Here is a 13,305-nt window from a genome sequence, read left to right as displayed (position 1 = left end):
AAACTATTACCTGTAATTTTGGTTTCCCCGGCCAAAAATGGACAATAACCACCAGGAAAAGGAGACGGAATGCATCACGCCACCCCGCTTATCACCACCATTGTTGGCGGCCTTGTGCTCGCCTTTATCCTCGGCATGCTGGCCAATAAACTACGTATTTCTCCTCTGGTGGGATATCTGTTAGCGGGTGTGCTGGCAGGACCATTCACTCCGGGCTTTGTTGCCGATACCAAGCTTGCGCCGGAACTGGCTGAACTGGGCGTTATTTTGCTGATGTTCGGCGTCGGTTTGCACTTTTCGCTGAAGGATTTGATGGCGGTAAAGGCCATCGCCATTCCCGGTGCGATCGCCCAGATAGCCGTGGCGACGCTGCTGGGTATGGCGCTCTCTGCCGTGCTGGGCTGGTCGTTAATGACCGGTATCGTGTTCGGTTTATGTCTTTCCACCGCCAGTACCGTGGTGTTACTGCGCGCACTTGAAGAACGGCAATTAATTGACAGTCAGCGTGGGCAAATCGCCATCGGTTGGTTGATTGTGGAAGACCTGGTAATGGTTCTGACGCTGGTGTTGCTGCCCGCAGTGGCAGGAATGATGGAACAGGGCGATGTGGGCTTTGCCACTCTTGCAGTCGATATGGGGATCACCATCGGCAAAGTGATCGCATTTATCGCCATTATGATGCTGGTAGGTCGCCGTCTGGTGCCGTGGATTATGGCACGCAGCGCGGCAACCGGTTCTCGCGAGCTGTTTACCCTGTCGGTGCTGGCGCTGGCGTTAGGGATTGCCTTTGGTGCGGTAGAGCTGTTTGATGTCTCCTTTGCACTCGGTGCGTTCTTTGCCGGGATGGTACTGAACGAGTCTGAACTGAGTCACCGTGCCGCCCACGATACGCTGCCATTGCGCGACGCGTTTGCGGTGCTGTTTTTTGTCTCCGTCGGGATGTTGTTTGATCCGTTAATTCTGATTCAGCAACCGCTGGCAGTGCTGGCGACGCTGGCGATTATTCTGTTTGGTAAGTCGTTAGCCGCATTTTTCCTGGTGCGACTGTTTGGTCACTCCCAACGTACGGCATTAACCATCGCCGCCAGCCTGGCGCAGATTGGTGAGTTCGCGTTTATCCTGGCGGGACTGGGAATGGCATTGAATTTACTGCCGCAGGCCGGACAAAACCTGGTACTGGCAGGGGCGATCCTGTCGATTATGCTCAACCCGGTACTGTTCGCACTACTGGAGAAATATCTGGCGAAGACCGAAACGCTGGAAGAGCAGACGCTGGAAGAGGCAATCGAAGAAGAGAAACAGATCCCAGTGGATATTTGCAACCATGCGCTATTGGTGGGTTACGGTCGTGTAGGCAGCCTGCTGGGGGAGAAATTGCTCGCCTCTGATATTCCGCTGGTGGTGATTGAGACGTCACGAACCCGTGTTGATGAGCTGCGAGAGCGTGGGGTCCGCGCTGTATTGGGCAATGCAGCGAACGAAGAAATTATGCAACTGGCGCATCTGGAATGTGCAAAATGGCTGATCCTGACGATCCCCAACGGTTATGAAGCGGGTGAGATTGTGGCGTCTGCCCGCGCGAAAAACCCGGATATTGAGATTATCGCCCGCGCCCATTATGACGATGAAGTGACGTATATCACCGAACGTGGCGCGAATCAGGTAGTGATGGGTGAACGTGAAATTGCCCGTACTATGCTGGAATTGCTGGAAACGCCACCGGCAGGTGAGGTGGTGACGGGGTAAAACAAGACGTTATTGCCGGATGCGATGCTAGCGCATCTTATCCGGCCTACGGATGCCATCGTCGTCCGGTCTGGTCGATAACTTAACGATCCCAGTAAGACTCTTCCAGGCTGTCTTCACGCTCCGGCAAGCCGCGCGTTAAACGAGGTGAATGCTGGTTCAGTACCTGATAGCTCACACGGTTAGCATATTTACACACCTGCGCTAACGATGAATAAGTTAACCAGGTGAATTTATGTTTGCTGGAGTTTGGTACGTTGCTACGATGGTAGCTGTTGGCGGTAATGTCATGCAGCAACGCTGCCAATGCGCCATCCCCCGCTCCATTAGTGTTCATGATTTTTTCCGGCCCGCCCATGTACGGCGCAATGTGCGAATATACACGCAGCGGATTCTGGCAATCCTTGTGGCGCATGGCGCGGCTAAACTCATACTGGTTGAATTCCGCTATAGCGCCCGGCAGCAGCGGATGCTGGGTTTTACGTTTCGCTTCGTCTTCGGTAAAGCCCGCCATATACAAGCCGATTGGCCCGGCGGTGCACAGCACCAGATCTACCCAGTCCAGCGCCTTGTCAGATGCCAACAACGGATCGCTTTCTCCGGTCAACGCTTCGGCTTCATCTTCGTTCATCGCAAGGATAGAGACGTGGTCTTTGAGGAATTGCTGCCACCACTGCGGATTCTCGGCAATGACAAACTTAGTTCCCAGCGTCAGCACCACCGGTACGTTATATTTCTTCGCGTACTCAATGGCTTTCATGGTTGCTTCCGGCATGGGTTCACCCGGCTTGCAACGCACCAGATAAGAGGTGAGAACCAGAGCCGAGGCTCCGGCAATCACATCTTCCGGAATACTTTCAGCCCGCAGCTGGTTCATGTGGCCAGGGCTGATAGCAAAGGTACGTTCCCCGGACTCGCCAATCAGCGTAAAGCAACGACCAATCGGGCCATCCACGCCTTGTAGATAGTTAAGATCGGTACGGCTGGAGGTGTTACACAGGTAACGATAGGCATAGCTGCCAATTTCAATATTGCTGCACATGACGCCCAGCAGCACCGAACGGTCGTCCGCGAGCACCGAGTAGTTATGCATGGTGTTACCAATGGTGCCACCCGCAAACTGATGGGTAATCAGGTTTTTCTGTTTTAGTTCCTGATAAAGCGCTTCGGCTACATCATCCTCAATCACCAGTGAATGCCCGGCGCTTAATCCATAACGCTCAATGAATTCATCATCCACTTTCGCTTCAATATCGACCAGCGTCTGGTCAATACCTACGACCCAGGCGGCGCTGGTTTCGTTTTCTGGCTGGAATTGCTGAAGCAGCGGATCGCGTGCATTTACAGGGAAGTAATGTTTGGATTTACGTTTACCGGGAAATTTCATGGTTGTTTTTACGGGTGGTTAACTGAGCGGCGAATGTTAACACAATCTGACGGGAGCGCGCGAGACGCAGCCAGTTTCAATATCAGCAGGCGGGATCGCATTTTCATGGCAGTGGTTCCTTACAATGACGTAATTTGAAAGGAGTTTTTGTATGAAGCCGGAAAACAAACTACCTGTTCTGGACCTTATTTCTGCTGAAATGAAGACCGTTGTGAATACTCTTCAGCCGGATTTACCGTCCTGGCCCGCAACGGGAACGATTGCTGAGCAACGACAGTATTACACGCTTGAGCGCCGATTCTGGAATGCGGGCGCTCCAGAAATGGCAACCAGAGCTTACATGGTTCCAACAAAATATGGGCAGGTGGAAACACGTCTCTTTTGTCCGCAGCCAGATAGCCCGGCGACGCTATTTTATTTGCATGGAGGCGGTTTTATTCTCGGCAATCTCGATACCCACGATCGCATCATGCGCCTGCTGGCAAGCTACAGCCAATGTACGGTGATTGGTATTGATTACCCCCTTTCACCTGAAGCGCGTTTTCCGCAAGCGATAGAGGAAATTGTGGCTGCTTGTTGTTATTTCCACCAGCAGGCGGAGGATTATCAAATCAATATGTCCCGCATTGGCTTTGCCGGTGATTCCGCAGGTGCCATGCTGGCGCTCGCCAGTGCGTTGTGGTTGCGTGATAAACAGATCGATTGCGGTAAAATTGCGGGTGTTTTGCTGTGGTATGGGCTTTACGGATTACGGGATTCCGTGACTCGTCGTCTGTTGGGCGGTGTCTGGGATGGCTTAACGCAACAGGATTTGCAGATGTATGAAGAGGCGTATTTAAGCAACGACGCGGACCGCGAGTCACCGTATTACTGTCTGTTTAATAATGATCTCACTCGCGAAGTTCCGCCCTGTTTTATTGCCGGGGCGGAGTTCGATCCGCTGCTGGATGACAGCCGTCTGCTTTACCAGACGTTAGCGGCGCATCAGCAGCCCTGTGAGTTCAAACTCTACCCAGGTACGCTGCATGCCTTTTTGCATTATTCACGAATGATGAAAACCGCCGACGAGGCTCTTCGCGACGGCGCTCAGTTCTTTACCGCTCAGCTTTAGCGATACGCGGCAACAAGATTAGCCATCATTTCGATATGTTCCGGCGTGGCATTAAGCGCTGGAATATATTCATATTTTTTCCCGCCGGCACCGAGGAAGACCTCACGGTTTTGCTCGGCAATCTCTTCCAGCGTCTCCAGACAATCCGCAGCAAAGCCCGGGCACATCACCTGTATATGACCTACGCCTTTTTCTCCGAGCATTTTCAGCGTTTCGTCGGTATAAGGCATCAGCCAGGGTTCCCGGCCAAAGCGCGACTGAAAGGTCATCATCACTTTTTCCGGTGCCATCCCCAGTGCGGAAGCCAGTTCGCGAGTCGTTGTGCGGCAACGTTGCGGGTAATCATCGCCTTCATCTGCATAACGCTGGGGAATGCCATGATAAGAGAGCAGCAGCAGATCCGGTTCGCCATGTTTGGCAAAAGAAGCGCGTACGCTGTTCGCCAGTGCATTAATGTAATCGTGGTTATCGGCGTAATCACGAATAAACGATATCCCCGGAATGCTACGTTTGCGCGCCAGAATGCGTGCCAGTTCATCCCATACCGCACCGACCGTAGAACAGGAGAATTGCGGATAAAGCGGCAGCACCACAATATGATCTACATGCTCTGCCAGGAGTTCATCGACGGCGCTTTCCAGTGATGGCGAGCCGTAGCTCATGCCCAGCGCTACGGGCGTATCCGGTAAACGTTGTGCCAACGCCTGCTGTTGCTGGCGGCTGTAAACCATCAGCGGCGAGCCGTCTTCCATCCAGACCGAGGCGTACAGCTTCGCCACACGCGGCGAGCGCAGCGGCAAAATCACGCCGCGCAGCAACGGCCACCATAACAACCGTGAGGTATCAACCACGCGTCTGTCGCTTAAAAATTGTTTCAGATAGCGTTTTACCGCTTCAGGTGTGGGGGCATCGGGCGTACCCAGGTTTGCCAGCAGGATACCGGTTTTAGTCTGACGCATTACCGCCTCTTATCGATTCAACTTGTTGATAATTGTAGCGGAAAAGTGAGGAAGAAGAACTAATTGCTGTGAGAGGTCAAATCAGAAAAAGGAATAGCGCAGATTGAGGTTTTTGTAAAAGGCCGAATGAATATCCGGCCTGAGATTGCTGATAAGTTTGCTTGTGCGGGCCTGTTCCCCTCACCCTAACCCTCTCCCCGAGGGGGCGAGGGGACTGTCCGTGCGCGCTTTCGAATTAGCCGAGGATTTTTTCCAGATCAGCGCGAACTTCAGCAACCGGCTTGGTGCCGTCAACTTTCGCGTATTTGGTGTTACCCGCTTCCGCTTCTTTGGAGTAGTAGCCGATCAGCGGTGCAGTCATCTGATGGTATTCAACCAGACGTTTACGCACGGTTTCTTCCTGATCGTCTTTACGGGTAGTCAGTTCTTCACCGGTAACGTCGTCTTTGCCTTCTACTTTCGGCGGATTGAATTTAACGTGATAAACACGACCAGACGGCGCATGAACGCGGCGGCCTACGATACGATCAACAATCAGTTCGTCCGGTACGTCGAATTCCAGAACGTAATCAACATTGATGCCCGCTTCTTTCATCGCGTCTGCCTGCGGAATGGTACGCGGGAAGCCGTCCAACAGGAAACCATTACGGCAGTCTTCCTGAGCAATGCGCTCTTTAACCAGCGCGATCACCAGTTCGTCGGTGACCAGTTTGCCAGCATCCATAATGTCTTTTGCTTGTTTACCCAGCTCGGAGCCAGATTTGACCGCAGCACGCAGCATATCGCCAGTGGAGATTTGCGGAATACCATATTTCTCCATGATGAACTGAGCCTGAGTCCCTTTCCCCGCGCCCGGAGCGCCAAGCAGAATGATACGCATTGCGAAAATCCCCTTAAAATGTGTCGAATTTTTTGAAAAAGCGATAAACGATACCACCAACAGGCGATTGCCTCAAGAAAGGCACCTGAGGCTGAAACGGTTAATGGCGAGATAATTTGCGGAAAGTGCAGATGATGAAAAGAAAAATGCCGGATGACACAAAGGTCATCCGGCATGACATCAGGAAACCAGCAGCTGGTTCATACGACGAATAAACAGGTTCGGATCTTCCAGCGTGCCGCGTTCTGCCAGCAGCGCCTGATCCAGCAGCAGTTCTACCCACTCGCTGAACTTCGCTTCATCTTCAGTATCTGCCGCACGTTTCACCAGTACGTGATCCGGGTTCAGTTCGAAGATGTATTTCACTTCTGGCACTTTCTGGCCCGCCGCAGCGAACAGTTTCGCCATCTGAGTGCTCATTTCGTCCGCGTCGGTCGAAACGATCGCTGGCGTATCGGTCAGACGGTGAGTCAGACGGACATCTTTCACGCGCTCGCCGAGCAGGGCTTTCACACGGTCGATGAACGGAGTCAGTGCTTTCTCCGCTTCTTTCGCGCTCTCATCAACTTCGTCAGCCAGTTTTTCCAGCGACTCGTCAACTTTAGACACCGACTGGAACGGTTTACCGTCGAACTCAGTCAGATAGTTCATCATCCACTCATCGATGCGGTCGGAAAGCAGCAGAACTTCGATGCCTTTCTTACGCAGCAGTTCCAGGTGTGGGCTGCTCTTCGCTGCCGCATAGCTGTCTGCAGTGATGTAGTAGATTTTCTCCTGCCCTTCTTTCATGCGGGAAACGTAGTCTTCCAGAGACACGGTCTGCGCAGAAGAATCGGTATAAGTAGAAGCAAAACGCAGCAGTTTGGCGATCGCTTCCTGGTTAGCGAAATCTTCCGCCGGACCTTCTTTCAGTACCAGGCCAAACTGTTGCCAGAAGGTCTGGTATTTTTCCGCGTCGTCTTTCGCCAGTTTTTCCAGCATTTGCAGCACACGCTTGGTCAGCGCATTGCGCAGGTTACGCGTTACCGTGCTGTCCTGGAGGATTTCACGGGAAACGTTCAGCGGCAGATCGCTGGAGTCAATCAGACCACGCACGAAGCGCAGATAGTTCGGCATGAACTGTTCTGCGTCGTCCATGATGAACACACGCTGGACGTACAGTTTCAGGCCGTGTTTATGATCACGGTTCCACATATCCCACGGAGCCTGGGACGGGATGTACAGCAGGCTGGTGTACTCCTGCTTACCTTCAACGCGGTTGTGGCTCCAGGTCAGCGGATCATTAAAGTCGTGGGCGATGTGTTTGTAGAACTCTTTGTACTCTTCATCGGTGATTTCCGACTTGTTACGAGTCCACAGCGCCTGCGCTTTGTTGATTTTCTCCCAGGAGATAACGGTTTCGCCGTCTTTCTCTTCGCGTTTTTCGATCTCTACCGGCAGCGCGATATGGTCGGAGTATTTGCTGATGATGGAACGCACGCGCCAGTCATCGAGGAACTCGTCTTCGCCTTCACGCAGATGCAGGGTGATTTCAGTACCACGATCTTCTTTGGTGATGTCGGCAACGGTATATTCACCTTCGCCAGCCGATTCCCAGAAGACGCCGTTTTCTGGTTTTTCGCCTGCCGCGCGAGTACGCACGGTCACTTTGTCGGCCACGATAAACGCAGAGTAGAAACCAACACCAAACTGACCGATCAGCTGGCTGTCTTTCGCCTGGTCAGAACCCAGGGATTCGAGGAATGATTTGGTACCGGATTTAGCGATAGTCCCCAGATGGTCAATCACTTCGTCGCGGGTCATCCCCACGCCGTTATCGGAGATGGTCAGCGTGCGCTTGTCTTTATCGAAAGAGACACGAACGCGCAGTTCGCCATCACCTTCGTACAGGTCCGGGTTAGATAGCGCACGGAAACGCAGCTTGTCCGCCGCATCGGAGGCGTTAGAGATAAGCTCACGCAGGAAGATTTCTTTATTGGAATAGAGAGAATGGATCATCAGGTGCAGAAGCTGTTTCACTTCTGACTGAAAACCACGAGTTTCTTGTCCTTTCATGTAGGTCTACCTCAATAATGCCATTTTAAGGTTAAAAACAGGATGAGGGAGAGATGGGGACAAGGGAGAATAATTTCAAGCGAGAGCAGGTGATCCTGCTCTCGTTTGCTTAAAAACGAATCTTATGACGCCCGGCAAGGGAGTGTGACAGCGTGGTGCCATCGACCATTTCCAGTTCGCCGCCAACCGGTACGCCATGAGCGATTCGGCTGGCTTCCACGTCATATTGCGCGCAAAGCTCGGCAATGTAGTTAGCGGTAGCTTCACCTTCAACCGTGGGATTGGTGGCGAGGATCACTTCAGTGATTTTTTCCTCTGCCAGACGCTGTTCCAGACGATCAAGGCCGATATCATCCGGACCGATGCCGTCCAGCGGTGACAGGTGCCCCATCAACACAAAATAACGGCCTGAAAACTGCCCCGTCTGCTCAATGGCGTAGATGTCCGCCGGACTCTCCACCACACAGATTTGACCGTTTTCCTGACGACGCGGATTCGAACAGATGTTACAGACTTCCTGTTCGGTGAAAGTGCGGCAATCGGCGCAGTGGCCGATTTCCGACATCGCCCGGGTGAGCGCCTGCGCCAGACGCATCCCGCCGCTACGATCGCGCTGAAGCAGCGTGAACGCCATACGCTGCGCCGACTTCGGGCCAACGCCCGGCAGACAGCGCAGTGCTTCCATAAGCTGTGTTAACAGCGGGCTGGTTTGCATCAGAACGGCATCTTAAAGCCAGGCGGCAGCTGCATTCCGGAGGATACAGAGGCCATTTTTTCTTTCTGCGTTTCTTCAATACGACGTGCTGCGTCGTTGAATGCTGCAGCCACCAGGTCTTCCAGCATCTCTTTGTCGTCTTCCAGCAGGCTCGGGTCGATCTCTACGCGACGGCAGTTGTGTGCACCGTTGATGGTCACTTTTACCAGACCTGCGCCAGATTCGCCGGTGACTTCCAGCTGCGCGATCTCTTCCTGCATTTTCTGCATTTTTTCTTGCATCTGCTGGGCTTGCTTCATCAGGTTACCCAGACCGCCTTTACCAAACATAGGTTTCTCTCTCAATCACGTTAAGGATGACGAACGTAAGCTGTGCTTACGATCAAATGGGGCGGATACTTTCTTCATCCAGCTCCGCATCGAAGAACCGACGCAGGGTCTGAATATTATTATCCGCAATAATGGACTCGCGCGCCTGCGCAAGTTTTTCTTCGTATATCGCCTGACGCCACTCCAGCGGCGTACGCACCGCGGGATTATCATCTTCAACGATAGTCAGTTCAACCGTTGAACCTTTTAACGTGCTCAACGCTTCAGCCAGTTTTTGCTGTGCACCGCGGTTGTTCAAATGCCGCTGAGAGGAGCGCAAATGCAGACATACTGCGTTGTCGCTCTCCTCTTTCCAGGCATTTAAGGCCACCTGTTCGACCAGTTTTGGTAGCGAAAGTTGACTCACCTGTGCCGCCCACGCGTCGCGCTCAATGGCTTCTGCCGCCAGCTTCGCCGCCAGTTCCGGCGTTTTTTCATGTTCCAGCGCTTTTTTCAGCGCCTTCGGCGTGGCGACCACTTCTTTTTGCTGCATCACTGGAGTGGTAGCCTTCCAGCGATACGCTTCTTTTTTGGCTGGCGCTTTTTCCAGCGCCGATGGCACCGGACGCGCCTGAACGCGATCGGTGACCGAAGCCAGTCTTTCCAGCGCAGCGTTATTCACCGGCCGCGCGCGGGTAGCGGCTGCCGGTTCACTCTTTTTTGCTTTGGTTGCTCCCTGCACGCGCTGCAACTGCTGGCGCGCCGCCAGCACCTGGCTGGTGGTTTCCGGGAGCGGTACAGTCGGTGCCTGCTGCGGCGCTGATTGCGGTTGCGGCGGCACCTGGGTTGGCGTCATTACTGCCGTTGGCGCGACGGGCGCAAAGGACTGGCGTGGCACTTCTGGCTCAGGCAGAGGCATACGTGGATGGAACGCCAGCGCGCGCAGCAGCGTCATCTCAACGCCCATGCGGCGGTCCGGCGCATACGGTAATTCTTTGCGACCAATCAACAGCGTCTGATAGTAAAGCTGAATATCCGTCGGCGGTATGGTGCGCGCCAGTTCACGCATCCGCAGCTCAATGGCGGCCATGTCGTTGCCAAGTGCAGCAGGCGAAAGTTGTACCATCGCAATACGATGCAACAGGCCGAGCATTTCCACCAGCAACGCTTCCCACTCGATACCACGGGCAGCGGCTTCATTAATCAGCGCCATTACGCGCTCGCCGTTGGCCTCGACCATCGCTTCAACCAGCGACAGCGCCTGATCGTCGTCAAGCGTACCCAGCATCGCACTGACTGCCTGGGTTGAAACCTGGCCGTCACCGCTGGCAATCGCCTGGTCGGTCAGACTTAAGGCATCTCGCAGGCTGCCTTCAGCGGCGCGCGCCAGCAATTGCAACGCCCGCGGCTCGTGAGCGATATGTTCTTCGTTGAGGATGTGCTCAAGTTGATGGCGAATTTGCTCGACATCCAGCGCCTTGAGATGAAATTGCAAACAGCGCGACAAAATCGTCACCGGCAATTTCTGTGGATCGGTCGTCGCCAGCAGAAACTTAACGTGCTCCGGCGGCTCTTCAAGGGTTTTTAACAGTGCGTTAAAGCTGTGGCGCGACAGCATATGCACTTCGTCGATCAGATAAACTTTGAAACGACCACGCGCCGGAGCGTACTGGACGTTATCCAGCAGGTCGCGGGTATCTTCAACTTTGGTGCGCGAGGCGGCGTCGATTTCAATCAGATCGACAAAGCGCCCCTGCTCGATTTCACGACAGTTATCGCACACGCCGCACGGCGTCGCGGTAATGCCGGTTTCGCAGTTTAGCCCCTTCGCCAGCAGTCGGGCGATAGAGGTTTTTCCGACGCCACGGGTACCGGAAAAAAGATAAGCATGATGAATACGCCCTAACGACAAGCCGTTCGCCAGTGCGGTCAGCACATGTTCCTGGCCGACGACGTCAGCAAAGGTTTGTGGGCGCCATTTTCGGGCTAAGACCTGATAACTCATTGGCAGGCTCTGAAACGCTGGAAGGTGGATTCACGAAGGGGTAATGCTAACACAGCCCCGTCAGAACGGCGAGGCTGAATGCACATCTTGTGCTGTCCGTAGCGTGGGCAGCACAAGACTGGCGATAATTAATGGCCCGGGAACGGGACAAGGCTGTAGCTGGTAATGCCCTGTTTTTCGAGACGCTGTTCGCCGCCGAGATCGAACAGGTTGATAATGAACGCAGCGTCAGCCACTTCACCACCCAGACGACGGATCAGTTTAACGGTCGCTTCGATAGTGCCGCCGGTTGCCAGCAGATCGTCCACCACCAGAACTTTGTCGCCCGGTTTGATGGCATCAACGTGGATCTCCAGCTGATCGGTGCCGTATTCCAGGTCGTAAGTTTCACTGATGGTTTCACGCGGCAGTTTGCCCGGTTTACGGACCGGTACAAAGCCAACGCCCAGACCCAGAGCTACCGGAGCGCCAAACAAGAAGCCACGCGCTTCGGTGCCGACAACTTTGGTAATGCCCGCATTTTTGTAACGCTCAACCAGCAAGTCGATGCTGAGAGCGTAAGCTTTCGGGTCTTCCAGTAAGCTGGTGACATCGCGGAAAAGAATGCCGGGTTTTGGGTAGTCCTGAATGCTTTTGATGCTATTTTTGAGATACTCAAGCTGCTGTGCAGTCGCGGTCATAAGTGTATGCCTGCTTGTTACGGTGGTACTCACGGCGCGTTTTAAACGTATCAAAAGTAACAGTTGTTTAACCTTTGACCGCCTGCGCCTGTGCTCGAAAACGCCAGAATGTACTGGCTGTACGCAATAATTGCAACTGCGATTGTTGTGCTTCAGTGCTTTTCTTGCTTTTCATCAATCACCGGAATTCGCCACATATAGAAAAGCAAACAGGCGAGAATTACCAGCAACATGATGCGCACCCATGGCATCTGGACGAACCACAGAGAAATGGCAAACGTGAGCAAAATAAGCAAAATCGCCCGCGGTTTGACGCCGCGCGGCATCGCATGATGTTTCTGCCAGAAACGTAGATAGCTGCCAAACCATGAGCGGTACAGCAACCAGGCGTGAAAGCGCGGGGAAGAACGGGCAAAGCACCAGGCCGCCAGCAGGATAAACGGCGTCGTCGGTAATACCGGTAATACCACGCCCAGCGTACCCAGCACTACCGCCAGCCAGCCAATGATGATTAAAATGATTCGTTGCATATTGAGTGTTGTCAGCTTACAGAGTGGCTACTTTAGCATAACAATTATCATTTTCATTGAGGTCTTATCGTGAAAACCGCCCTGCTGCTGGAAAAACTGGAAGGACAGCTCGCTACGCTGCGTCAGCGTTGTGCCCCGGTAGCGCAATTTGCCACGCTAAGTGCCCGTTTTGACAGACACCTTTTTCAAACCCGTGCGACAACACTGCAGGCTTGTCTCGATGAGGCGGGCGATAATCTGGCTGCGCTTCGTCATGCAGTTGAGCAGCAACAGCTGCCGCAAGTGGCCTGGCTGGCGGAACATCTGGCGGCACAACTGGAAGCCATCGCGCGTGAAGCCTCCGCCTGGTCATTGCGCGAGTGGGACAGTGCGCCACCGAAAATTGCCCGCTGGCAGCGTAAACGTATTCAGCATCAGGATTTTGAGCGGCGGCTACGTGAGATGGTTGCCGAACGCAGAGCCCGCCTGGCGCGGGTGACCGATCTCGTGGAACAGCAAACGCTGCATCGTGAAGTGGAAGCCTATGAAGCGCGCCTGGCACGCTGCCGCCATGCGCTGGAAAAAATCGAAAACAGGCTAGCGCGCTTAACCCGCTAGCAATGGAGAGAGTATGTCACTGGAAAATGCCCCTGACGATGTCAAACTGGCTGTCGATTTGATTGTGCTGCTGGAAGAAAATCAGATCCCAGCCCGCACCGTGCTGCGCGCGCTGGATATTGTAAAACGCGATTATGAAAAGAAATTAACGCGCGATGATGAGGCGGAAAAGTGAGAAATAAATGGGGCCGCTAAATGTCCCCTAAGATTGTGGGCAAACGCAAAACTGCCTGATGCGCTACGCTTATCAGGCCTACACCGCTCCTGCAATACATTGAATTCTTGCGGTTTCGTAGGCCGGATAAGGCGGTCACGCCGCATCCGGCATGAAC

Annotated in this window: 13 protein-coding genes and 1 other annotated feature; of the genes, 4 read left to right on the top strand and 9 right to left on the bottom strand. The window is 53.6% G+C overall.

The window, feature by feature from the left end; genetic code table 11:
- The first annotated feature begins 69 nt into the window (after nt 1-69).
- Nucleotides 70-1,746 carry a YbaL family putative K(+) efflux transporter gene (gene ybaL / locus ACJHXA_RS06145; protein ID WP_000546229.1) on the top strand — a complete coding sequence of 559 codons (1,677 nt, stop codon included), beginning with the start codon at nt 70-72 and terminating at the stop codon, nt 1,744-1,746.
- Nucleotides 1,747-1,828: 82 nt separating this feature from the next.
- Here ybaL and gsk read toward each other — a convergent pair whose 3' ends face one another.
- Nucleotides 1,829-3,133: an inosine/guanosine kinase gene (gsk, locus tag ACJHXA_RS06140; RefSeq protein ID WP_000671574.1), complete on the bottom strand. Its 1,305-nt coding sequence runs from the start codon at nt 3,131-3,133 to the stop codon at nt 1,829-1,831.
- Nucleotides 3,134-3,284: 151 nt separating this feature from the next.
- On the opposite strand from gsk, the gene aes reads away from it, so the two are divergent.
- On the top strand, nt 3,285-4,244 hold the full coding sequence (aes, locus tag ACJHXA_RS06135; RefSeq protein WP_000801832.1) for an acetyl esterase: 960 nt from the start codon (nt 3,285-3,287) through the stop codon (nt 4,242-4,244).
- Here the strand turns inward: aes and hemH are convergent.
- The 8 genes from hemH to ACJHXA_RS06095 all read right to left on the bottom strand — a co-directional run bounded on the left by hemH (nt 4,241) and on the right by ACJHXA_RS06095 (nt 12,376).
- Nucleotides 4,241-5,203: a ferrochelatase gene (gene hemH / locus ACJHXA_RS06130; protein WP_001250088.1), complete on the bottom strand. Its 963-nt coding sequence runs from the start codon at nt 5,201-5,203 to the stop codon at nt 4,241-4,243. The two genes, aes and hemH, sit on opposite strands and share 4 nt — an antisense overlap.
- A 235-nt stretch (nt 5,204-5,438) precedes the next feature.
- Nucleotides 5,439-6,083 carry an adenylate kinase gene (gene adk / locus ACJHXA_RS06125; protein WP_001220233.1) on the bottom strand — a complete coding sequence of 215 codons (645 nt, stop codon included), beginning with the start codon at nt 6,081-6,083 and terminating at the stop codon, nt 5,439-5,441.
- 180 nt (nt 6,084-6,263) lie between these two features.
- Complete coding sequence (htpG, locus tag ACJHXA_RS06120) at nt 6,264-8,138, bottom strand: molecular chaperone HtpG (protein WP_000678208.1); 1,875 nt, start codon at nt 8,136-8,138, stop codon at nt 6,264-6,266.
- A gap of 109 nt (nt 8,139-8,247) precedes the next feature.
- Nucleotides 8,248-8,853, bottom strand: a complete 606-nt coding sequence (recR, locus tag ACJHXA_RS06115) for a recombination mediator RecR (protein ID WP_001195025.1) — start codon at nt 8,851-8,853, stop codon at nt 8,248-8,250.
- Entirely contained in the window at nt 8,853-9,182 is a 330-nt protein-coding gene (locus tag ACJHXA_RS06110) for a YbaB/EbfC family nucleoid-associated protein (protein WP_000467098.1), read from the bottom strand. The genes recR and ACJHXA_RS06110 overlap by 1 nt, the downstream gene beginning before the upstream one ends.
- A gap of 52 nt (nt 9,183-9,234) precedes the next feature.
- A complete protein-coding gene (dnaX, locus tag ACJHXA_RS06105) occupies nt 9,235-11,166 on the bottom strand; it encodes a DNA polymerase III subunit gamma/tau (protein WP_000122008.1) in 1,932 nt (643 codons plus the stop codon).
- Nucleotides 9,838-9,902: a sequence feature (DnaX frameshifting element), on the bottom strand. (Overlaps the previous gene by 65 nt.)
- A 128-nt stretch (nt 11,167-11,294) precedes the next feature.
- Nucleotides 11,295-11,846: an adenine phosphoribosyltransferase gene (apt, locus tag ACJHXA_RS06100; RefSeq protein ID WP_000127356.1), complete on the bottom strand. Its 552-nt coding sequence runs from the start codon at nt 11,844-11,846 to the stop codon at nt 11,295-11,297.
- Between the two features lie 152 nt (nt 11,847-11,998).
- A complete protein-coding gene (locus ACJHXA_RS06095) occupies nt 11,999-12,376 on the bottom strand; it encodes a DUF454 family protein (protein ID WP_001188905.1) in 378 nt (125 codons plus the stop codon).
- Nucleotides 12,377-12,445: 69 nt separating this feature from the next.
- On the opposite strand from ACJHXA_RS06095, the gene priC reads away from it, so the two are divergent.
- Both priC and rsmS read left to right on the top strand, forming a co-directional pair.
- Entirely contained in the window at nt 12,446-12,973 is a 528-nt protein-coding gene (gene priC, locus ACJHXA_RS06090; protein WP_000844848.1) for a primosomal replication protein N'', read from the top strand.
- Nucleotides 12,974-12,986: 13 nt separating this feature from the next.
- The gene (rsmS, locus tag ACJHXA_RS06085) at nt 12,987-13,148 is read left to right on the top strand and encodes a pleiotropic regulatory protein RsmS (RefSeq protein ID WP_000051146.1); all 162 of its coding nucleotides are present in this window, start codon (nt 12,987-12,989) and stop codon (nt 13,146-13,148) included.
- The last annotated feature ends 157 nt before the right edge of the window (nt 13,149-13,305 follow it).

The sequence above is a fragment of the Escherichia sp. WS33 genome (assembly GCF_046486385.1).
GTDB lineage: Bacteria > Pseudomonadota > Gammaproteobacteria > Enterobacterales > Enterobacteriaceae > ECMA0423.
This window is presented reverse-complemented; position numbering and strand designations above follow the sequence as displayed.